This window comes from Hymenobacter rubidus (assembly GCF_016734815.1).
GTDB lineage: Bacteria > Bacteroidota > Bacteroidia > Cytophagales > Hymenobacteraceae > Hymenobacter > Hymenobacter rubidus.
This window is the reverse complement of sequence record NZ_JAERQF010000002.1, coordinates 67,941-88,770: the sequence shown is the minus strand read 5'-3', so window position 1 is coordinate 88,770 and position 20,830 is coordinate 67,941. Positions and strand designations below refer to the sequence as shown.

The 20,830-nt window shown below is 62.1% G+C and carries 15 protein-coding genes; 5 read left to right on the top strand and 10 right to left on the bottom strand.

The window, feature by feature from the left end; all coding sequences use genetic code 11:
• Positions 1-277: 277 nt before the first annotated feature.
• Positions 278-1,348, top strand: a complete 1,071-nt coding sequence (locus JKL48_RS01670; protein ID WP_201977717.1) for a proline iminopeptidase-family hydrolase — start codon at positions 278-280, stop codon at positions 1,346-1,348.
• Between the two features lie 122 nt (positions 1,349-1,470).
• On the opposite strand, the gene JKL48_RS01665 is transcribed toward JKL48_RS01670, so the two are convergent.
• Positions 1,471-2,655: a zf-HC2 domain-containing protein gene (locus JKL48_RS01665; RefSeq protein ID WP_201977716.1), complete on the bottom strand. Its 1,185-nt coding sequence runs from the start codon at positions 2,653-2,655 to the stop codon at positions 1,471-1,473.
• Positions 2,642-3,331 (bottom strand): RNA polymerase sigma factor, encoded by a 690-nt coding sequence (locus JKL48_RS01660; RefSeq protein WP_201977713.1) that lies wholly within the window; start codon positions 3,329-3,331, stop codon positions 2,642-2,644. The genes JKL48_RS01665 and JKL48_RS01660 overlap by 14 nt, the downstream gene beginning before the upstream one ends.
• Positions 3,332-3,568: 237 nt before the next feature.
• Here JKL48_RS01660 and JKL48_RS01655 point away from each other — a divergent pair, with 237 nt between their 5' ends.
• Positions 3,569-5,620 (top strand): vWA domain-containing protein, encoded by a 2,052-nt coding sequence (locus JKL48_RS01655; RefSeq protein ID WP_201977712.1) that lies wholly within the window; start codon positions 3,569-3,571, stop codon positions 5,618-5,620.
• Between the two features lie 255 nt (positions 5,621-5,875).
• On the opposite strand, the gene JKL48_RS01650 is transcribed toward JKL48_RS01655, so the two are convergent.
• From JKL48_RS01650 to treF, 5 genes are all read right to left on the bottom strand, one after another.
• Positions 5,876-6,691 carry a porin family protein gene (locus JKL48_RS01650; protein WP_201977711.1) on the bottom strand — a complete coding sequence of 272 codons (816 nt, stop codon included), beginning with the start codon at positions 6,689-6,691 and terminating at the stop codon, positions 5,876-5,878.
• 279 nt (positions 6,692-6,970) lie between these two features.
• Positions 6,971-7,999, bottom strand: coding sequence for a T9SS type A sorting domain-containing protein (locus JKL48_RS23345; RefSeq protein WP_201977710.1), 1,029 nt, complete (start codon positions 7,997-7,999; stop codon positions 6,971-6,973).
• 1,909 nt (positions 8,000-9,908) lie between these two features.
• Positions 9,909-11,735, bottom strand: a complete 1,827-nt coding sequence (locus tag JKL48_RS01640) for a hypothetical protein (RefSeq protein WP_201977709.1) — start codon at positions 11,733-11,735, stop codon at positions 9,909-9,911.
• Positions 11,732-12,286 (bottom strand): RNA polymerase sigma factor, encoded by a 555-nt coding sequence (locus JKL48_RS01635; RefSeq protein ID WP_201977708.1) that lies wholly within the window; start codon positions 12,284-12,286, stop codon positions 11,732-11,734. Before JKL48_RS01635 ends, JKL48_RS01640 begins: the two co-directional genes overlap by 4 nt.
• Before the next feature lie 216 nt (positions 12,287-12,502).
• The gene (gene treF, locus JKL48_RS01630; RefSeq protein ID WP_201977707.1) at positions 12,503-14,116 is read right to left on the bottom strand and encodes an alpha,alpha-trehalase TreF; all 1,614 of its coding nucleotides are present in this window, start codon (positions 14,114-14,116) and stop codon (positions 12,503-12,505) included.
• A gap of 267 nt (positions 14,117-14,383) precedes the next feature.
• Between treF and JKL48_RS01625 the strand changes: the two genes are divergently transcribed.
• The 3 genes from JKL48_RS01625 (at position 14,384) to JKL48_RS01615 (ending at position 17,288) form a co-directional block, all read left to right on the top strand.
• Positions 14,384-14,794, top strand: a complete 411-nt coding sequence (locus JKL48_RS01625; RefSeq protein WP_201977705.1) for a BlaI/MecI/CopY family transcriptional regulator — start codon at positions 14,384-14,386, stop codon at positions 14,792-14,794.
• A complete protein-coding gene (locus JKL48_RS01620) occupies positions 14,769-16,112 on the top strand; it encodes a TonB family protein (RefSeq protein WP_201977703.1) in 1,344 nt (447 codons plus the stop codon). The genes JKL48_RS01625 and JKL48_RS01620 overlap by 26 nt, the downstream gene beginning before the upstream one ends.
• 132 nt (positions 16,113-16,244) lie before the next feature.
• A complete protein-coding gene (locus JKL48_RS01615) occupies positions 16,245-17,288 on the top strand; it encodes a hypothetical protein (protein ID WP_317191877.1) in 1,044 nt (347 codons plus the stop codon).
• Between the two features lie 189 nt (positions 17,289-17,477).
• Here the strand turns inward: JKL48_RS01615 and JKL48_RS01610 are convergent, their stop codons facing one another.
• From JKL48_RS01610 to JKL48_RS01600, 3 genes are all read right to left on the bottom strand, one after another.
• A complete protein-coding gene (locus JKL48_RS01610; RefSeq protein WP_201977701.1) occupies positions 17,478-19,049 on the bottom strand; it encodes a DHA2 family efflux MFS transporter permease subunit in 1,572 nt (523 codons plus the stop codon).
• A 142-nt stretch (positions 19,050-19,191) separates the two neighbouring features.
• Positions 19,192-20,295 (bottom strand): HlyD family secretion protein, encoded by a 1,104-nt coding sequence (locus JKL48_RS01605; protein ID WP_236668552.1) that lies wholly within the window; start codon positions 20,293-20,295, stop codon positions 19,192-19,194.
• A gap of 56 nt (positions 20,296-20,351) precedes the next feature.
• The gene (locus tag JKL48_RS01600; protein ID WP_201977700.1) at positions 20,352-20,801 is read right to left on the bottom strand and encodes a universal stress protein; all 450 of its coding nucleotides are present in this window, start codon (positions 20,799-20,801) and stop codon (positions 20,352-20,354) included.
• Between the last annotated feature and the right edge of the window lie 29 nt (positions 20,802-20,830).

Sequence of the window (20,830 nt, the reverse complement as noted above, 5' to 3'; positions counted from 1 at the left end):
TTTACTTTACTTTTATTTGAAATTGAATCTTACTAATAAGTAGAGGTCGGGTAAAAGGCCATGGCAGTATTTAGCTCGATGGCAAACGGCGCTAAAAAGTGCACTAACATGACAGGGTTTTTACGACTTCAGAAGGGGGTATTTTCCCGCTTGCCTCGCGCCACCTGATGTGCTGGGTTGCGCGGGCTCGGAGCGGGGCCCGCATACTTGTTCCGGAATGACGTTATTTCGACGGGCTAACCAGCCGAATGATGACTTCACCCTGTTTTTCCTGCAAATGAAAATCTTTACTCCCGTGCGGTTGTCGGCCGCGCTTGTGCTAAGCGTCCTGTTGGTGGCAGGCTGCAACCAACCCAAACCGGCCGGAGCCAGCGAGCCAAACACGCTGGCCCGCTACTTCGCCACCACCGAAAGCGGCGTGCAGGACGGCGGCGTGCAGGTGATTCCGATAACGACGCCAAAAGGCAAGTTCAACATCTGGACCAAGCGCTTCGGCAATAACCCCAAAATCAAAGTGCTGCTGCTGAATGGCGGGCCGGGTGCTACGCACGAGTATTTCGAGTGCTTTGAGAACTTCCTGCCCAAAGAAGGCATCGAGTTCATTTACTACGACCAGCTCGGCTGCGGCAACTCCGACAACCCCAAGGATACCGCCATGTGGAGCCTGCCGCGCTACGTGGAAGAAGTGGAGCAGGTGCGCCAGGCCCTGAAGCTGGACAACACCAACTTCTACCTGCTGGGCCACAGCTGGGGCGGCATCCTGGCCGCCGAGTACGCCTTCAAGTACCAGCAGCACCTCAAGGGCCTCATTATCTCCAACATGATGATGAGCTGCCCCGACTACGGCAAGTACGCCGATGAGGTGCTGGCCAAGCAGATGAAGCCCGAAGTGCTGAAGGAAATCCGCGCCATCGAGGCGAAAAAGGACTTCAGCAACCCGCGCTACATGGCCCTGCTCGAACCCAATTTCTACGCCGAGCACCTGTGCCGCATCGTGCCCAACCCCGAGCCCGTAACCCGCTCGCTGGGCAAAATCAACCAGTCGCTGTACGTGACCATGCAGGGACCCAGCGAGTTCGGCATTTCGGGCAAGCTCACCACCTGGGACCGGGTGCCCGACCTGCCCAAGCTGCGCGTGCCCGTGCTCAGCATCGGCGGCAAGCACGACACCATGGACCCCGCCCACATGCGCATGATTGCTACCAAAGTGCAGCGCGGCAACTCCCTCATCTGCCCCAACGGCAGCCACATGAGCATGTACGACGACCAGCAGACGTATTTCAAGGGCTTGATTACGTTCCTGAAATCGGTGGATGCGGGGGCGGTGAAGCCGGGCGCGGAGCTGTAATAAATCTGCCTGTCATCCTGAGCACAGCGAAGGACCTTATCACCGCTGAACGACGAGCAACAACTCAATCGAATCAAACGTGATAAGGTCCTTCGCTGTGCTCAGGATGACAAGTGATTATACTAAAACGGCACGGTCACTTCCATGGGCAGCGGGGCGCGCTTGCCACCGGCAATGCCGGGCTGCCAGGCCGGGCCCTCGCACACCAGGCGCAGGGCTTCGTCGTCGTAGTCTTTGCGGAGGCCGCGCGTCACCTTCAGGTGGCTAAGCTTGCCATCGGCCTCTACCGTAAACTGCACGCGTACCGTGCCACTCAGGCGCAGGTTGTTGATTTCGGACTCAAACTGGGAAGCTTCGCGGCGCAGGTATTCACGAAAGGCCAGCGAGCCGCCTACCGGCGCGGGACTAATAGCGGGCGCCGTGGGCATGGGCGTGTTTACCACCATGGACGCTGTGGGGCTGGCAGCTTTGGCTTTGGCCTTCTTCATCGGCGAGGCCACGGCCACCTCGCTTAGTGTGGCGGCACTGTCCGGGGCCGCCCGGCTGGCTAGGGTGGTTTCGCTTTTAGTGGCGGCTGGTGGGGGGCCAGCGCTGGAATAGCCCGCGGCGTTGGTGGGCGATGGCGCAGCAGCCATGGGAGCAGCCGTAGAGACTTTGGCCTCGGAAGCATCCTTGGCACTGCTGAGGGGTGCTTCCGTGTCGGCTAATTCGGTGCGGTTAGCGAAGGCATCAGTGGCCCTGCTGCTACGCCTGATGGTACGCGGTGCGGTGCGGTTCTTGGGCTGCGATGGCACCACGGCTGCGTAATCAGCCAACTTAGGGCGTGTTGGCTTTCCCGCTGTTTCCTGCGCTGCCTCCGCTTCTGGAGTGGTGACCGGTGCCGACTCAGGCGCTGCTATTGGCGCCGGTGCTGGGGCTACTTTCTCGAGGCGGGCAGTGGCAGGGGCCGGAGCGGTTTGGTGCTGCTCCAACGTCCAGATTCCACCGCCCACGGCCGCCAGCAGTGCGGCAGCCGCAGCAATGCGCGGCCAGGCCCAGCCGCCCGCTACCGGCGCAGGCTCTTCCTGGCCGATGCGGGCTTGCAGGCGGGTGCGCAGCTCGGCCACGGCGCGGTCGGTAGTGGCGGCGTCGCTCATCGAAAAGCCTTCCACGATGTCCGCGCAGCGCTCGCAATCAAGCAGGTGCGCTTCGATGCGGTGCTCCTCGGCGGGGCTGAGGGTGCCGGCCGCGTAGGCGCGCAACTCCGCCGTGGCCGGGTGCGGACCGGGGGCAGGCAGCGGGGCAAAAGGCGAATCAGCGGGCGACATGGAGCGGGTTGTTATCGGAAGTAGGGCGCGAGGGGCGGGGAGCGGCGCTGGGCGGCGCGGGCGGCTCCAGCTGGCGGCGCAGCATGCGCTTGCCGTTTTGCAGGTGGCTGCGCACCAGGTTCAGCTCCAGGCCGGTTTCGAGGGTGATTTCGCGGTAGCTTTTCTTTTCAAGGTAAAATAATTCGAGGCAGCGGCGCTGAGCCGGCGGCAGCTGGGCCAATGCCGCCTCCATGCTTTGCAGGCGGTTTTCGGCAGCTTCGGCGTCTTCGGCGGCCGTGTCCTCGTCCAGCAGATGCCGGCCGGCGGCGGTTTCCACATCGGTGGCATCGGGAAAGCTGAGCACGAGCGGCCCCGCGCTGGGGCCGGCGCGCTTGCGGGCCCGCAGCTGCATCAGGCAATGGTTGCGGGCAGTGGTGTACAGCCAGGCCGGGAAGTTGTCGGGCGCGTGGGTGCGCAACACTTTCACCAGGTGTTCAAACAGCTGCATCACGGCATCCTGGGCGTCTTCGTCGGGCGGGGCCAGGTAGCGGCGGCACACGGCAAAGGCTTCCGGCAAATATCGGTCGTAGAGCAGGCCGAGGTCGGCCACGTTGCCGTGCGCGCGGTAGCGGGCCAGCAGCTCCTGGTCGGAGAGCGGCGCGGCAGCAGCGGACGGTTTGGCGCGGCGGAAGAACATCGGGCTGGGAAGTTAGGAGTATTTCGGAGAAAGGATGATTCCAGCAGGCCGTCATGCCGAGCGCAGCCGAGGCATCTCGCGTGCCACTACTAACTCTTTTTCTGCGATTGAATTACTATCCCACGCGAGATGCTTCGCTGCGCTCGGCATGACGGCCTGTTTTCTTTCAATGCCACGTGTGCAATCCGCCGCCCTCCCGCATCAAGTCAGCAAGTTTCACCCCAAACCCCTGCTGTCATGCGAAACCTGTTGTTGCTACCGCTGCTCACCGTCTTGCTGCGCCCGGCGTCCGTCGCGGCCCAAGCCACGCCCTCGCCTACTCCTGCCGGCCAGTCGGCGCTGGAAAACACCACGAAAGACTGGGTGGTATCCGGCCAGGTGACTGACCAGGCCAGTCATCAGCCGCTGCCGGGTGTCACGGTGCTCATCAAGGGCACGGTCACGGGTGCCAGTACCGATGCACAAGGTCGTTACTCCCTGATGGTGCTCAACGCAGCCAAGGCGGTGCTCCAGTTCAGCTCCGTCGGCTACCTGACGGTGAGCAAGCCGGTGGGCAAGCTGCACACCATCAACCTGAGCCTGGCCGCCGATAACCGGCAATTGAACGAGGTGGTGGTGACGGGCTACGGCAGCCAGACCCGCCGCGACGTAACCGGTTCCGTTTCGCAAGTGCAGGGGCTGGAGGGCAAGGTTGCCGGCGTCCAGATACGCGGTGCGGCGCCTGCCCGGAAAGCTAAACGGGCCAAAAATGAGGTGGGCTATTCCACCGCTGACTACGAATTGCTACCGAGCAGCACAATGGCCGCGCCCCTGCCCACCCTGCCGGCCAAGGAGGAAGCCGGAGCCGGCGACACCTACGCCCACGTTAAGGAAAACGCCTTTTTCTCGGCGAAGAATGCCCCGCTCAGCACCTTTTCGCTGGATGTAGATAATGCTTCTTATACCAACGTGCGCCGCTTCCTGAACGAAGGCCAGCTGCCCCCGCGCGACGCCGTGCGGGTAGAGGAAATGCTGAACTACTTCCGTTACGACTACGCCGCGCCAGCTGCCACCTCACCCGACCCCGTGCGCATCAGCACCGAGCTGGCCGTGTGCCCCTGGAACACCGCGCACCAGCTGGCCCGCATCGGCATTCAGGCCAAGAAAGTGGAAACCGCCAAGCTGCCGCCCGCCAACCTAGTCTTCCTGGTCGATGTATCGGGCTCGATGGACAGCCCCGACCGCCTGCCGCTGGTGCAGGCCGGCCTGAAACTGCTGGTGAAACAGCTGCGCCCCCAGGACCATGTGGCGCTGGTGGCCTACGCTGGGGCGGCCGGCCTCGTGCTGCCGCCCACGCCCGGCTCACAGCCACAGGCTATTCTCGATGCCATTGAGCGCTTGCAGGCGGGTGGCTCTACGGCTGGCGGTGCGGGCCTGCGACTGGCCTATTCTACCGCCAAGCAAAGTTTCAACAAAGAGGGCAACAACCGCGTGATTCTGGCCACCGATGGCGATTTTAACGTGGGCGAAAGCTCCGATGCGGCCATGGAGCAGCTCATTGTAGACCAGCGCGAAACCGGCATTTTCCTGACGGTGCTGGGCTGCGGACGCGGCAACCTGCGCGACGCCCGCATGGAAACCCTGGCCGACAAAGGCAACGGCAACTACGCCTACCTCGACAACCTCGACGAAGCCGGCCGGGTGCTGGTGGCGCAGTTCGGCGGCACGCTCTTCACCGTAGCCAAGGACGTGAAGCTACAAATCGAATTCAACCCCGCCCGCGTGGCCAACTACCGCCTGGTGGGCTACGAAAACCGGATGCTCGAAGCCGAGGATTTCAACAACGACCGCAAAGATGCCGGTGAGCTGGGCGCGGGCCACACCGTCACAGCCCTCTACGAAATAGTGCCCGTGGGCAGCGCCCAGCCCCTTATCGACGACCTGAAATACCAGCCCAGCAAACCCACTGCAGCTTCCATGCAGCAGTTCCTCACCAACGACGTGCTGACCGTGAAGCTGCGCTACAAAGAGCCGCAAGGCAGCAGCAGCAAGCTTCTGGCCCAGCCCCTGGTAGGCGCGCCCGAAGCCATCGAGAAGGCCTCGCCCGACTTCCGCTTCGCGGCCGCCGTGGCGCAGTTCGGCATGTTGCTGCGCCAAAGCGAGCAGCGCGGCACCGCCACCTGGGCCGCCACCGAAAAACTGGCCAACGACGCCCGCGGCGCCGATTCCGACGGCTACCGCGCCGAGCTGGTGCGCCTCGTGCGTTTGGCCGAGGGCCTGAGCAGCAGCGGCACCGTGGGGGCGCGGTAGGAGAGTTCCATCTGTCATCCTGAGCGCAGCGAAGGACCTTGTCACAGCTGGGCCAGTTACCTCTACAAACTGTTTAGCGGTGAGAAGGTCCTTCGCTGCGCTCAGGATGACAAACGAAGCCAGAGATGACAGCCACAAACCAGAAAGGCCCCGCTGTGCTACCAGCGGGGCCTTTTCAATAATCTATCTCGGATGCTTACGAATAAATAGGACGAAAAAACAGGGGACGATAATGGCCGTTAATCGGCTTTAGAATTAGAAGGAGTAGTTCAGGCCCACTTTGGCCACGCGGTTGTAGGCCTGGAAGCGGTTGCCAGCGTCGAGCGAGGTGAGGCCGTAGTCGTAGCCGGCGCTGATGCCGAGGCCGTTTTCGAACTGGTAGCCGAGGCCACCCACGGCGGCGAAATCAACCTTGCGCAGCTGGTCCGCTACATCGAAATCCTGCTTGTAGGCCGAGAAGCCCAGCACGCCGGCATCGACCCGCGCCTTGCCGCTGACCAGGAAGGAAGCCTGGGGGCCGGCATAGAGGTAGAAGCCGGGCGTGATGAATACCTTGGCCAGCACCGGCACATCCACATAGGCCAGGCGGGCCGTGCCGGTCACGTTGGCGTTCAGGAAATCGAGGGCCGGGAAGGGCAGCGAAGCCCGCAGCACCGCGCCTTTTTCGGAGTAGTTCACGCCCGGCTCAATGGCGAAGCTGGGCCCCAGAGGCAGCGTGGCGTAGAGGCCGGCATAGAAGCCGGGGCGCATCTGCTTGGTGATGGTGCCGTCGGGAGCGTAGCCGGCCAGGGTGGTGAAGCTCTGCACGGCATCGCCTTGCAGGTCGGCCACGTTCAGCCCGCCCCGGAAACCAAACCGCACGCCCGATGTGCTGGCCCTGACCGCGGCTGAGTACACCGGCTGCCGCGAATAGCTGGGGGCGCGGCGCACGGGGCCCATCGGCCGGGGCGACGGCGCGGCTTTGGGGTTGCCGTAGGCGTCGCGGGCCCCTTGGGCTGATGCAGTAGTTGCTGCCGCAGAAATCAATAGGCAAGCCGCGGCCAGGCCGCCCGAAAGGCGTGAAAATTTCATAACCAGAAAGGTTGAAAGGAGTGAAAGAAGCCGGCCGCTTGGTTGGGCCGGGCACCCGGCCCGGCTGCTGGCCGATGAAAGGGAACATTGCAAAACCGTGCCAAACCACTGGCCGAGCGGCCGCGTGCTTGGCCGCGCTTTCCCGTTGCCCAGACCAATTCCCTCAACACCGTGATGAATGGCCGCACGAAATCGACCAACTGCCCAGGCGTAAAAACGCAAAAAGCCGGGCCGCTCCACTGGGCGGCCCGGCTCGGTAGCCAGAAAAAAGGTAGAAGGCTAGTTGCGCACCACCTGCCGGCTGGTGGCCGGGCCGGTGGGCGGGGTGAGGCGCAGCACGTACACGCCGGCGGCCAGGCCGCGCAGGTCCACGGTTTGGCGCAAGGGGCCGGCGGGGGCGGTCAGGGTTTGCTGGCGCACGGGGCGGCCCAGCATGTCGAGCAGCTCCACCCGCACCGGGCCGGCGGTGGCCAGCTCGGCGGTGAGGGTGATGGCGTCGGTGGCCGGGTTGGGGTAGGCCGTCCAGGCCGGGGCTTCGGGGCGGGTCAGGGCGGCGGTGGCCAAGAACACGGTGGTGGTGGCCGTGTTGGTGAGTACCGGCGCGTTGTAGTCGAACACGATGCCGGCGCGGTTGGGAATGATTTCGCCCACGGCCAAGGTCGTTTTGGGCTGCACTCGGAACCGCACGAAGCCCTGCGAGCGAATCACATCGACGTTGCGCTCGGGCAGGTTGATGCCCAGGAAGCGCACCGTGAGCTGGCCGGTATTGGGGCCGGTGCTGGTGAGGCTCCAGATGCAGCTGTGCGACTGCGACACCAGCATCAGGCTGGCCAGATTGAGCTTGCGAAAATCCAGCGTGTCACTAAGAATGACATTCTGGGCCGAAGCCGTGCCCAGGTTCTGGAAGTGAATGGTATAATCGAGCGGCTGCTGGGCGGCCACTTGAGTGGGCGTCAGGCGGTCGTAGTTGACCTCAATGCTGTTGGGGTCATAAGCTCCCACCACGGTTTGGGCTAGGGTAGCAGTGTTATCGGCCGGTACCACGTCGCCGGTTAGCGGGGCGGAAGCTATAGTAGAGAGAGCCGTACCGATTGCGGTATTAATAGGCAGGCTGAACAGCACATCATAACTTGACTGCCCGAAAGGAGCCAGCGCAGCATAATTCAAGGTGATAGTTTGGCCCGCTACCGTGCCGCTGGGCGTGCTGCTTATGTATGTTATGTGGCTATCGAGCGCCAGCGTAGCCGTGCCTGCTGGCACGGTTGTGGTCCCCACGTTTTCCAGCGTGAGGCGGTAACGCGTAGTCAAACCCGCTCGAGGAATGCTGTAGGATGTGAGCGTAACCCGGATATCTGCTTGATTGGCGATTGGTGCAATACCGAAGTTTTGGCCACTTACAAGCTGGCTATTACCGGTAAAAGTGCCCGTATACGCACCGCTGGCTGGCTGCGTCAGGGTATAGCTGGACGGTATCAGGCCCAGGCTCAGAGAATAAGTGCCTGAATTAGCGTAAGCTTGAAATTCACCACTGGTATTTACTGGAGAATAGGAAGTGGCACCGCCTTGAACTAATAATGCCGTGGTCTGACGTGGGAAAACGCCCTCGCCAGTGTCTTGCTGGCCATTTCCGTTCAAGTCGAAATATACTTGCCCACGCAGGGTATTGGCGTAGGTGTTGAGGCGAGATACGATGGCACCATTGCCCAATACCGTCTGAGCGCCCAGCAAAATGGCGGGTATTGGGGTCGGAATGTTCCGAAAGCGTGCAAATTGTGGCATCCCAACAGGATACAAATTGCCGCGGGCATCGCTGCCTAAGCTCATGGGAGAGAAAGAAGGCGAAGCAGACGTCCAAGTGCTAGCTACAGCCCATTGTTCCAGCCCTTGTGCGTTGTAATGCAATATGTTGGCCGGTGAGCGCAGAAGAATGGTGCCAGCAAGGGGAGCAGCTAGGCCGTTTGATACGAAAGTGCCAATGACAACCGTAGGGCCAGTGCTTCCTACGGCGAGCACTCCAGAACCGTTGGTATTCAATATATTCCGCGCCCATTGAAGTGTGCCGACCGCATCGTATTTAGCCAAGAAATAACCGCTTACGATACTGCCGCCCAAAGGCAGTGAGCCATAGGCATTCCCTGTAACGTAACAATTGCCGCTAGCATCGGCAGCAGCTGCACCAACCGCCCCGTAGGCTTGCGTGCCAGCCGTAGCATTTCCTACCAGAGTGCTCCATTGGTGCGCACCATTATTATCAAAACTGCTCACAAAATAGTCGTATTGTGGCCGAGCGGTGAGCAGAACATTCGTGGTGCCCGAACCCAAATACAATGGTCCGGCCAGTTGTCCGCTTATCAAGCACCCCCCGCTTGGTTTAGCGCCTAAAACGTAACTGGATAGAGAGTTTGAAAAGTCGCCATGTAACACCTGCGCCCATTGCAAAGTACCTGCGCCGTTAGTTTTTAAAAATAATAATTGTCTATTAAGCAGACTCATCCCATTAAAAGTTGTATTGCCATTCACAGTGCCCAGAATATAAGCGTTTCCTGCTCCATCGGCAACTATTCTATGTCCTTCATAGTAGGGTTGAGGCAGTACTGGTAATGTCTGAGTCCATTGCAGTGTTGAATTGCTTGAAAATCTACCAAAAAAAGCCGAGTTCGCATTAAATGCTACAGCGTTACCATCCCAAATGCCTCCGTTTGTACTACCAATGCTAGCCGTAATGAATACGCTACCACTACTGTTATCGGCCGCTAGTTGACCTACTATAATGTTTCGCAACAGCTTTGCCCATACTACTACACCGGTAGAATCATACTTGATTAGTCCGACGGAACGGCTGCCGAGTGTCGAGAGAAAGAAGCTGCCCGCTCGCAAACTATCACGAAACTGGACAGCTACGTAGGTGTTACCGGTCGCGTCAGTAGCACTGGCCTGCAATTGTACTGCGGTCGAATCGAGCGCCCCACGGGCCACTTTAGCCCAGGTAAACGACTGCGCCCGCGCCGACCCCAGGCCAGCCACGGACAGAAAAAACAGTAACAGGTAGCAATGGCGTAGAATTTTCATGAGCATCAGAAAGAGGATGGAAGAAGCCAGAGGCGTGGCCGCGCGCAGTGAAACCGGCCAGCACCGCTCCGGCCGGAGCGCGGTACTGCGTTTCTGAGGGCCAGACCGGAGCCGTCCGCAAAAGGCTGCCGGCCCGGCAACAAATAGTTTAGAGCCCGAACCGTACCCCGAACATCAGCCCCGTGGCGGTGGGCTGCTGAATAAGGCCGGTTTCGGACTTATACAGCGACAACGCCTGCCAGCGCATGCTGGGCGCCACGCTCACGCTGAGGCGGTTGGTAAGGGCGTAGTTCAGGGCCAACGAGCCCGAAAGTGCCACGTTCAGGGTCCGGAAAGGCCCGTTGCCGGCCGTGATTTTTTCGGTGCGGAAGTTTTCGCCATCGTCCGTCACCACCTGGGTGCCGCCGAGGAAAAATTGCAGCTGCGCGCCCAGGGCCACATCGGTCCACAGGCGGCTGGTGCCGGGCGCGGCCAGGCGGTAGCGCAGCAGCACCGGCACCGTAAAGAAGCGGTAGTTGGGCTGGAGCAGCTTGGAGGTCAGCGTTTCTTTTTTGGTAATGGTGGGAGTGGTGACTCGGTTGGTGGTCCGCACGGTATCGTGCTGAATGGTTGTCGAATACACCGTGTCTTGCCGGGCCACATACACCGTGTCGTAGCCAATTACCTGGCCGCTGCCATTGAACCGGGGCGAGAGCTGCGGCACCTGAATGATGCGGATGGAGTGCGTCTGGTTGACGGCCGTGTACACGGCGGTGTTGGTCGTGGTCGTGGTGTTGTAGGTCACGTTCACGTCGGTGGTTTTGTTGGTCACGCGCAGGTCGGCCCCGAAGGTGGTGTAGCCCACGCCGCCGCCCACGCCAAGGCGCGGCGTCAGCTTGTATTCGGCCAGGGCTGCGGCACTGAAGCCGGCGCGGCCGGTTTCGTGGTTGCGGCGCAAGGCGGTGAGGTTGTCGTTTTCCGGCCCTTGCAGGGTGAGGGTATTTTGCTCGGGCGTGGCCGTGAGCAGCACGCTCCAGCGGTTGGTTGCCGGTTGTTTGCTGTCGGTTGTTGGTTGGGTTGAATCGGGGCGGGCGGCCACGGCGGGCGCACCGGGCAGAATGTCGCCGAGGGCCAGCAGCAGGCTATCGGTGCGGCGCTGGAGGCGCAGCAGCTCGGCCCGCTCCCGGCGCAGCGTGCCGATGAAGCCGGTGCGACTTTCGGCTTCGAGTGGCCCGGCGGCCAGCGTGGCGGTGCTCGGCAGCTGCCCCAGCGTCTGGCGCTCCAGGGCTACCAGCGGGCGCAGGGTGGTGGGCAGCGAGTCGGGAGCAGATGCCGGCAGGCTCGTCACGGCCGCGTCTGCCAGCGGCTGGGGTGGTTCGGTTGTGGCTTCGGTTGCTACTGCCGACGCCGAAGCAGGAACGTTTTGCTCCTGCGTTGGCGGCAACTGGTTGTTGCGGCGGCGGCTTTCAGCATCCCGAAGGGCAAGGGCCAGCCCCAATTTCCGTGTTCTGGTCTTCTCATTTGCCAAAGCCAGGCTCAGGTTGGCCAAACCTGACTTCAAGCTCAGCGAATTCGACTTAGTACCGGCCAAACCTGAGTGCAGGTTTGCCGCTTGGGAGTTCCGCGCTGGTAAAGCGGGTTTTAGCGCTGGCGAATTCACCTCCAGGTTGGGCGAATAAAAGCCCGATGGTACCATACTGGCCTTATGTTGCGTCATTTTCGACTTCTGCGCCGTGTCCACCTGTGCTACTTTTACCGCAGCAGCGGGCACCTCGACACCGTGCGGCAGGAGCCAGCCGACCAGTCCGGCCAGCAGCGCCGTGAGGCCAAACAGCAATGGCAGCGGCAAGGACCGCCGTCGTGGGCGCGGCAGGGGCGGTGGGCCTACGTGCGGGGCAATGCCCGGCCACACCCGGCCGCTGGGCGGCGGGGCAAACTGCTCAAACTTGCTGCGCAGGGACTCATCAAGGCGGTTATCGTCTGGTTCGGGTATCATAATCGGTAATAGCTGGTCTGCTGCTGGTGCAGCAGGTGGAGTTGTTTGCGGGCCTTGCTGAGCTGGGCCTTGGAGGTACTTTCCTGAATGCCCAGCATTTCCGCGATTTCGCCGTGGGTGTAGCCGTCGATGGCGTAGAGGTTGAGGACCATGCGGCAGCCTTCGGGCAGGCGTTCCATCAGGGCCAGCACCTCGGCCACGCCCAGGCGGTCGAAGGCGTCGGCATCGGGGGCGAAGGGTTCGGGCACGTCGTCGAGCAGCAGTTGCTGGCGGCGGTGCTGCCCGCTTTGCCAGTGGTTGAGGGCCGTGTTCACCACCGTGCGCCGCATCCAGCCCTCAAACGAGCCCTCGCCCCGAAATTCATTCAGGCGGGTAAAAACCTTGATGAAAGCATCTTGCAGAATGTCCTCGGCCTCGTCCAGGGAACGGGTGTAGCGCCGCGCCACGCCCAGCATCAGGGCGGCGTAGCGGGCATAGAGCTTCCGCTGCGCCGCTGGTTCGTAGCGACGGCAGGCGGCAAGAAGCTCGTCCAGTTCCGTAGAAAGGGGCATTAACAGTGGAAAGGCAGCGGCAACCCGGCCGGGCGCTGCCCGTCAGACAAGTTACCTCCCAAAAAGGCTGCCGGGGAGGCCAACCTTTTTTACGGGACTGTTATTCGGAAGGGGCGTCTGTCATCCTGAGCGCAGCGAAGGACCTTCTCACCGCTGAACTGCAAGCGTTCTAACGTGAGAAGGTCCTTCGCTGCGCTCAGGATGACAGACAGCCCACTACCTCTTCGTGTTCTCCCGGTTCAGCAGGCGCAGCAGCACGCCGTTGGTCCACCCAAAGCCGTCCTGCAACGGGTACTCGCCGCCCCCGGCGGGCCGGTTCACGTTCACCACGTCGTACTTCTCCAGCAGTTTGCCAGTTTGGGCAAATACGCGGCTGTTGAGGCGAATCCAGCGGTTGGCAATGGTGTCGGCGAGGGCCGGCTGCCCGTAGCGCGCGAGGCCTTCCACGGCCAGGTATTGCAGCGGGGCCCAGCCGTTGGGCGCGTCCCACTGCTGGCGGGTGGCGGTGAGGGTGGTTACCAGGCCGCCGGGCTTGAGGAAGCTGGTTTTCAGGCCCGTGGCCACCCGCGCCGCCTGCTCCGGCGTGGCCAGCCCAAACGCCAGCGGAAACACGCCCGCCAGGCTGCGCACCGGCGACTGCTCCCGCCTCTGCCAGTTATAGTCCTGAAACCACCCGGCCTTCGCGTCCCAGCACAAGGCCAACAAGGCCTGTTGGCGCTGATTTGCCTTGGCCCGGTAGCTGCGGAACTGCGCCAGCTGGCCCGCCGTGCGGGCAGCTTCGGCCAGGGTCATTTCCAGGTTGAAAAGCAGGCAGTTCAGGTCCACCGGCAGCAAATCGGTGGTCTGAATACTGCCTAGCCCACCCGCCGGCCCAAACCAGCGGCTGCTGAAATCCCAACCCGAGGCCGCTGCCGCCCGCACGTTGCGGTAGAACTGCGCGGCGGGTTGCTTGCTCTGTTTGGCCGCGGCTACGTCCTCCGCGTACGATTCTTCGCGGGGCTCGTCGCTGTCGTCCCAATAGCGGTTCAGCAGGGCGCCATCGGGCAGGCGCACCACCCGGCCGGCGGCGCTGCCGGGCTTGAGCTCTTCGGCGCCGTGCATCCAGTAGCGGTATTCGGCCTCCAGGGCGGCGCGGTAGCGCAGCAGCTCGCCGTTGCCGCGCTCCTGGGCCAGCAGCTGCACCATGTTGGCGAAAAACGGCGGCTGCGAGCGGGTGAGGTAGTAGGTGCGGTTGCCGTTCGGAATGAAGCCGTAGCGCCCGATGAGAAAGGCAAAATTGTCGGTAATATCCTTCAGCAGCGGCCCTTTGCCGGCCTCGGCCAGCCCCAGCATCGTGAAGTACGAATCCCAGTAATACACCTCCCGAAACCGCCCGCCCGGCACCAGATACGGCTTAGGCAGCGGCAGCAGCGAGCGAAACTCGGCCAGCGAGTCGGCCGGGCTGGCAGCCGGCGCGGCGGGCCGAGCCAGCACCGTCCACAGGGTGTCGAGGTGCTGACGCAGGCCGGCTTTGAGGTCGGTTTTAAAGGGCGTTGCGCCATCGGTTGGCAGGTCGAAATGCGCGGTCACGAAGGCCTTAAGCTGAAAGCCCGGCTGGCTTTTCTCGCGCTGCCATGCGGCCAGAATGGTGGCCGGCCGCTGCCGGGGCGCGGCATCGACAAAGGTTTTGTTATCCGGAAAAACCCGGCCCAGCTGCACCGCTTCAAACAAACCCGGAAACAACTGCCGGGGCGAAGCAGGCAAAGCACTGGCGGGGCTGGAATTGGGCACGGGCGCGGCGGCAGACGGCGGGGCGGTTTCGGTTTGAGCGAAAGCGGTAAAGCTGCTCATTAGAACGAGTGGCCAGCAGGGTATAATTCTACTCATGGGCATGAAAGTAAGCCGTTGCACACCAAGACGCGAGGCGGCATTTCTGGAGGCTTACGTAGCTCAGCCATTTTCGCTTCGCACTACCCGCAGCCTTGGGCCGGAAGCGGCTTTGCCACTGCCGCCGCTGGGTTTCAAGCGTCTTTTCTTGTGAACTAATGACATAGTTTTAAAACTAAAAAATTAGTTGTACGTTTGTAATACCCTGATATCCCCATTCCCGACCACCACATGGACCCCGCTGCTTTCCCCGAACTCACCCGCGCCGAAGAACAAGTCATGCAGGTGCTCTGGCGCCTTGGCCCCTCTTTCGTGAAGGACGTGCTGGCCGAGCTGCCGGCCCCCCAGCCGGCTTACAACACCGTCTCGACCATCATCCGTATCCTCGAAACCAAAGGCTTCGTCGACCACGAAGCCTTTGGCCGCACGCACCGCTACTTCGTGCTGGTGCAGCAGGACGACTACCGCCGCTTTTCGCTGCGCAAGCTGCTGGGCGGGCATTTCGGCAATTCCTTTAGCCGACTGATTTCCTTTTTCGCCAAAGAAGAAAACCTCGACGCCGCCCAACTCGACGAACTACTCCGCCACGCTTCCCAACCCCAAAACCCCACCGACGATGACAACCCCAATCAGCCTGCTTAATTGGATGCTGCTCAGCACGGTGCTGCTGGGCGCGTGGTGGCTCTGCTACCGCTTGGTCCTGCGCCAGGAGCGCAGCTTCGCCTACAACCGTTGGTTTCTGGTGCTAGGGCCGCTGCTGGCGGCGGGCCTGCCGCTGCTGCCCGTGGCCGTGCCCGCCACTTGGAACGCCGGGTCCGCTCCGCTGGCCGGCGTAGCCGCCGTGCTGCTGCCCACGGTGGCCGTGGGGCCCGGCGAAGCGCCGGCGGCGCTCCTCGACTGGCCCCGGGTGCTGCTACTGGTGTACCTGGCCGGCGCCGTTTTCATGCTGGGCCGCCTAGCCGTCGAAATGGGACAATTGTGGCGAAACACGCGCCGCCTGGCCCGCGAAAAATGCGAAGGCTACACGCTGGTGCCTACTCACGGCCAGTTGCCCACCAGTTCGTTCGGCCGCCTCATTTTCTGGGATGAAACCCTGGCCCTGAGCCCGGCCGAAGCCGACCAGGTGCTACGCCACGAACTGGCCCACGTGCGCCAGGGCCACACCTACGACCGCCTGCTGCTGGAGCTGCTGCGCGCCGGGCTGTGGTTCAACCCCTTCGTGCATTTGTGCGGCCGGGCCCTGGCCCTCACCCACGAATACCTAGCCGATGAGGCCGCTCTGCGCCACGCCACCAGTTTGGCGCCGGCCTTTTCGCCCGCTCAATCTTACACGCACCTGCTGGCCCGGCAAGTGGCCAGCCGCCTCGGTTTCTCCGTCCCGCTTGCGCACACCTTCTCCCATTCCCAAACCCTACGTCGCATTGCCATGATACAGAAAAACAACCCCATTCGCCGCTGGAAGCAGTGGCTGGCGCTGCCGCTGCTCGGCGCCTTATTGTTCACCGTTGCCTGCGAGAAAGTCGCGTCGCCCACCGAGCCGGCTGCGCCGAGCGCTGCGCAAGCCGCCATGACGCCCCCGCCACCCCCGCCCACGCTGGAAAAGGTGTACACCTACGTAGAGAAAATGCCCGAGCTGACCACCGGCGGGGGCACCCGGGGCATCGTCGAATACATCCAAAATCACCTGACTTACCCGCAGGTAACGGTGGCCAGCCAGAAAACGGGCCGGGTATTCGTTTCCTTCGTCGTGAACAGCACCGGCGATGTATTCAACCCGCAAATCGTGAAGGGCCTCGGGCCGGAATACGACGCGGCGGTACTGGCCGCCATTGCGCAGTTGCCGCGCTTCAAGCCCGGCACCCAAGACGGCAAGCCCGTGGCCGTGAGCTTCACCGTGCCCATTCTGTTTGCCACGGCCGCACTCCCCGGCGGCGAAAACGTGAAAATCATCAGCCAATAACCCGGCATGAAGTGAGAAACCGCTTGAAAAGCTCCGGTCTGCGCCGGGGCCTTTCTGCGTTAAGTCCAGCGCCAACCCGGCAAAATGGGCTAACTTGCGGACTGTATTGGCCTTCTAACTCGTTTTCATTCAGTGTTGATTTCCTTCCTGCCACGTCAAGCCATCGTGGCTGCCGCCTTGGGCCTGCTGGCCGCCGCCAGCCTGCCCGCCTGCAAAACCCGCCCCGCCGAGGGCGAAACCGCCGCCTCAGGCACTGCCGCTGCGGATGGCGAGACGGCCGCCAAGCCCGCGCCAATTGACACCATCAAAATCAAGATGCTGGCCATGCGGCGCGACTCGCTGAAGGCCGACTCCATTGCCAAGAAAAACGGGCAGCTGCCGGGTGCCATCCTGCCGGGCCACCGCATTGTGGCGTTTTATGGCAACATTCGCTCGAAGGGCATGGGCATTCTGGGCCGCGAGCCCAAGGAGCAGATGTTCCGCAAGTTTGCCGGCGTGCTGAAGGAGTGGCAGGCCGCCGACCCCAGCATTCCGGTGCAGCCGGCCTTGCACAACGTCACCATCACAGCCCAGGGCTCGCCCGGCAAAGACGGCAAGTGGCGCCTGATGAACTCCAAAGCCACCATTGAGGAGGTGATTTCCTGGGCCCGCGAGCACCACTGCATCCTGTTTCTGGACGTGCAGCCCGGCCACAGCACCCTGCCCGTGGAACTGCCCAAGCTGGAGCCCTACCTCAAGCAGCCCGACATCCACCTCGGCATCGACCCCGAGTTTTCGCTGGCCACCATGCCCGGCGTGCGCCCCAACCAGCGCATCGGCACGCTCGACGCCAAGGACGTGAACTTCACCATCAACTTCCTGGCCCGCATTGTGAGCGAAAACCACCTGCCGCCCAAGGTGTTGACGGTGCACCGCTTCACCAGGAAGATGATTACGAACTACAAAAACATCAAGCTCGACCCCCGCGTGCAGGTGGTGATGCACATGGACGGCCACGGCGAGCCCACCCTGAAAAAGGATTCGTACCACGACTACATTCAGACCGAGCCTGTGCAGTACACCGGCTTCAAGCTGTTCTACGAGTACGACCCCAAGCCGGCCCCTCACCACATGATGACGCCATCCGAAATATTGGCCCAACTCACGCCCAAGCCTCTCTACATACAATATCAGTAAGCGGTGAGGTGTGAAACGGCGAGGAGGTCAAGTTCATGCTCAGCTGGCCAACGTTCGTTTCGCAAACGCAAAAAAGGCCCCGCCAGGTAACTGGCGGGGCCTTTTTTGCGTTTGCGAAACGAACCTATATGCGAAGAAGGAGAGCCCGGACGGCTAAGGCCTGACCTCACCGTTGCGCACCTCACGGCCCTAGTGGGCCGCGTTCAGGTCTATTTTCTCGGCCGTTTTGGCGCGCTTGATGAGCAGCACCAGCGGCAGGCAGATGAGGAAGAAAAAGCCGATAATCGAGAATACCTGGGCGTAGGTAATGATGGATACCTGCTTCATCAGGATGCCTTCCAGGGCCATATAAGCTTGCTTTTGGGCCTGCTCCAAGGGGAAGCCGTGCGAGAGGAAGTTCTGGGTGAAAGCCTGGACGCGCTGCACGGTGTTGGTGTCGTAGAGCGAGATATGGGCCAGCGGACTGATGCGGTTCTGGGCGATGCTGCGCTCCAGGTAGGTGCCCACAATGGCCACCCCAAACGAGCCGCCGAGCTGGCGAATCATGCCGGTGAGGCCGGCGGCCTGGCCCGCGTCTTTGCCCTTCAGGCCGGCCAGGCTCATGGTGGTGATGGGCAGGAAAATCAGTCCCATGCCCAGGCCGCGCACCATCAGGGGCCAGAAGAAGTCGTCCTCGCCGGCGGTGGGCGAAATGATTTTGGCCATCCAATACGTGAAGCCAAAGAAAATAACGAAGCCGGTCGGAATCATGAATTTCTGTGGGATGCCGGCCTGCAGCATGCGCCCGATAACCGGCATCATGAAGCCGGCCGCCAAAGCTCCCGGCAACAGCAGCGAACCCGTTTGAGCCGCCGTGAAGCCCAGAATGCGCTGGGTGAAAATGGGGAAGATGAATACCGAAGCAAACATGCCAAAGCCCAGCACGAACGACAATATCGCGCCCACGGCCAGGTTGCGGCTCTTGCCCAGCACCCGCAGGTCCACGATGGGCTGCTTGGCCGTGAGTTCGCGCCACACAAAACCGATGAGGCCAATGGCGGCCAGCAGCACAAACGTGTTGATGTAGGCGCTTTCGAACCAGTCTTCGGTTTCGCCCTGCTCCAACACCAGCTGCAGCGAGCCCACACCGAGAATCAGGAGGCCAATGCCGGCCCAGTCGATTTCGCGCAACGGCCGGGGAATGGCGTTTTTAATGCGCTCGGGGTCGCGGATGAATGTCAGGGTGAAAATAGCGGCCAGAATGCCCACCGGCACGTTCACGTAGAAAATCCAGGGCCAGTCGTAGTTGTCCACGATGTAGCCGCCGAGCGCCGGCCCGATGGTGGGCCCGATAATCACGCCCATGCCAAACAGCGCCTGGCCGAGCGGCAACTGCTTGGGCGGGAACGTGTCAATCAGAATGGCCTGCGAAGTGGCCATCAAAGCACCGCCGCCGATGCCCTGGATGAAGCGAAACGCCACCAGCTCCCAGATGTTGGTGCTTTGGCCGCAAGCCATGCTGGCCAGCGTGAAAATGCACACCGACACGAAGTAGTAGTTCTTGCGCCCAAACTGCTCGGCCAGGAAGCCGGTCATCGGAATCACAATCACGTTGGCGATGCCGTAGGAGGCAATCACCCAGGTCACTTCCTGCTGCGTGGCCGAGAGGTTGCCCATCATCTGGGTCAGGGCCACGTTCACAATACTGGTATCAATGAGCTCCAGCAAGCAGCAGAGGACCACCGTCACAACGATAATCCACTTGGTAAATCCGGTTTCCATTTTATATCTGTTTTATAGATTTTCCTGTCATCCTGAGCGCAGCGAAGGACCTAATCACGTCTGCAATGCCCGAGTTGCTGCAAACTGTTCAAGCGCGATAAGGTCCTTCGCTGCGCTCAGGATGACAGAATAGAACAACCTGCTACTTCACCTGCACCACCGCATTCACGCTCATACCGGCGCGTAGTGGGTGCTCAGGGTCCACTTTATCTAAGGCAATGCGCACCGGAATCCGCTGGGTCACTTTCACGAAGTTACCGCTGGCGTTGTCGGGGGGCAGCAGGGCGAAGCGGGCGCCGGTAGCGGCCGAGAGCGACTCGATGTGGCCCTGGAACTCCTCTTTCGGGTATGCGTCCACTTCGATTTTCACCGGCTGGCCCACTTTCATGTCCTCCAGCTGGGTTTCCTTGAAGTTGGCGATAATCCAGGTGCGGGCGCTGCCCACAATGCCAAACAGCTGCTGGCCAGGCCCGACTACCTGGCCGGGCTGCACGTTTTTCTTGCTGATGATGCCATCCTGCGGCGCCGTGATGGTGGTGTAGCTCAGCTGCAGCTTGGCGTTGTCGAGGTCGGTCTGGCGCTGTTTCACCACGGCCTGGGCCACGGCAATCTGCTGCTGAGCGGCGGCCACCTGCTGGCGGGCTACGCTCACCTGGTCGGTGGCGGTGGCGCGCTGGGCGGCGGTGGCTTTCAGATTGGCCTGCACCGCGTCGTACTCACTCTGCGGGATGATGTCCTGCTTGCGGAGCAGCTCGCTGCGCTTGAGGTCTTTCTGCAGGCGCTCCTGGTTGGCTTGGCTCACGCCGATGCCGGTTTGGGCGGTGCGCACATTGGCGCTGGCGGTAGCCACGCCGGCGCGGGCGGCCGCTACCTGCGCCTGGGCGGCGTAGAGGGCGGCTTCGGCGGCGTTCACGCGCTGTTGGTAGTCGGCCGGGTCAATCGTGACGAGGACCTGGCCCTTTTTCACGGGCTGGTTGTCGTCCACTTTCACTTCCAGCACCGGGCCGCCCACGCGGGGCAGCACCGGGTACACGTCGCCTTCTACCTGGGCGTCGTCGGTGCTTTCGTGGGCTTTGGCAAATTGGTAGCGCGTGAAGCCGTAGTAGCCCCCGGCCAGCAACACCAGCGCCAGGATGATAAAGACAAGGGGGTTGCGCTTTTTTGGCTCTTCCATCGGCTCGCTTTCGGCGGCCGCGTTGGGGTAAGGAGCAGGAGCGTTTTGAACGGAAGTTTCGGTCTGGGCCATCTTAGTAAGTATTCGGGGCGGTGTTTTACGAAAAAAGGAGCGGAGCGGCGGCCGGGCTATTCCTGAGCCGCTGCGGTTTCGGGTTGGAGCGGGGCGCGCACCAGCAGCGTGGCGCACCGGGCGGTGCGCAGCACGATTTCGGCGGTGGTTCCCATCAAAAAGCGCGTGAGGCCCGTTTGGCCATGCGCGCCAATAACAATTAAATCAGCCTGTTGGCGGTCGGCTTCGGCCACAATTTCCGGGGCGGCTTCGCCGCGCACCATGCCGGTGTGCACACGGGCCACGCCCGCCTGTTCGGCCGACGCTTGCAGTTCCTGCATCCGGCCCTTGCAGGAGCCGAACACCTTGGCGTCGGGCTGCTGGCCGGTGGGGTCCTCCTGCGGCTCGCACACGTGCAGCAGCCGCAGCTCGGCGCCGGTGGCCACGGCCAGGGCCGCCGCATAGGCCACCAGCCCAGCCGACGCGGCCGAGAAATCGAGCGGACAAAGGATGGTGGAGAGGTTCATTTTAGGGGGAAGCGGGAATAGAAAGTTTC

What these genes read in the sequence shown, in the direction of transcription:
- JKL48_RS01670 (WP_201977717.1), top strand. Translation starts at nt 278, where the DNA reads ATGAAAATCTTTACTCCCGTGCGGTTGTCGGCCGCGCTTGTGCTAAGC.
- JKL48_RS01665 (WP_201977716.1), bottom strand. Translation starts at nt 2,655, where the DNA reads ATGTCGCCCGCTGATTCGCCTTTTGCCCCGCTGCCTGCCCCCGGTCCG.
- JKL48_RS01660 (WP_201977713.1), bottom strand. Translation starts at nt 3,331, where the DNA reads ATGTTCTTCCGCCGCGCCAAACCGTCCGCTGCTGCCGCGCCGCTCTCC.
- JKL48_RS01655 (WP_201977712.1), top strand. Translation starts at nt 3,569, where the DNA reads ATGCGAAACCTGTTGTTGCTACCGCTGCTCACCGTCTTGCTGCGCCCG.
- JKL48_RS01650 (WP_201977711.1), bottom strand. Translation starts at nt 6,691, where the DNA reads ATGAAATTTTCACGCCTTTCGGGCGGCCTGGCCGCGGCTTGCCTATTG.
- JKL48_RS01640 (WP_201977709.1), bottom strand. Translation starts at nt 11,735, where the DNA reads ATGATACCCGAACCAGACGATAACCGCCTTGATGAGTCCCTGCGCAGC.
- JKL48_RS01635 (WP_201977708.1), bottom strand. Translation starts at nt 12,286, where the DNA reads ATGCCCCTTTCTACGGAACTGGACGAGCTTCTTGCCGCCTGCCGTCGC.
- treF (WP_201977707.1), bottom strand. Translation starts at nt 14,116, where the DNA reads ATGAGCAGCTTTACCGCTTTCGCTCAAACCGAAACCGCCCCGCCGTCT.
- JKL48_RS01625 (WP_201977705.1), top strand. Translation starts at nt 14,384, where the DNA reads ATGGACCCCGCTGCTTTCCCCGAACTCACCCGCGCCGAAGAACAAGTC.
- JKL48_RS01620 (WP_201977703.1), top strand. Translation starts at nt 14,769, where the DNA reads ATGACAACCCCAATCAGCCTGCTTAATTGGATGCTGCTCAGCACGGTG.
- JKL48_RS01610 (WP_201977701.1), bottom strand. Translation starts at nt 19,049, where the DNA reads ATGGAAACCGGATTTACCAAGTGGATTATCGTTGTGACGGTGGTCCTC.
- JKL48_RS01605 (WP_236668552.1), bottom strand. Translation starts at nt 20,295, where the DNA reads ATGGCCCAGACCGAAACTTCCGTTCAAAACGCTCCTGCTCCTTACCCC.
- JKL48_RS01600 (WP_201977700.1), bottom strand. Translation starts at nt 20,801, where the DNA reads ATGAACCTCTCCACCATCCTTTGTCCGCTCGATTTCTCGGCCGCGTCG.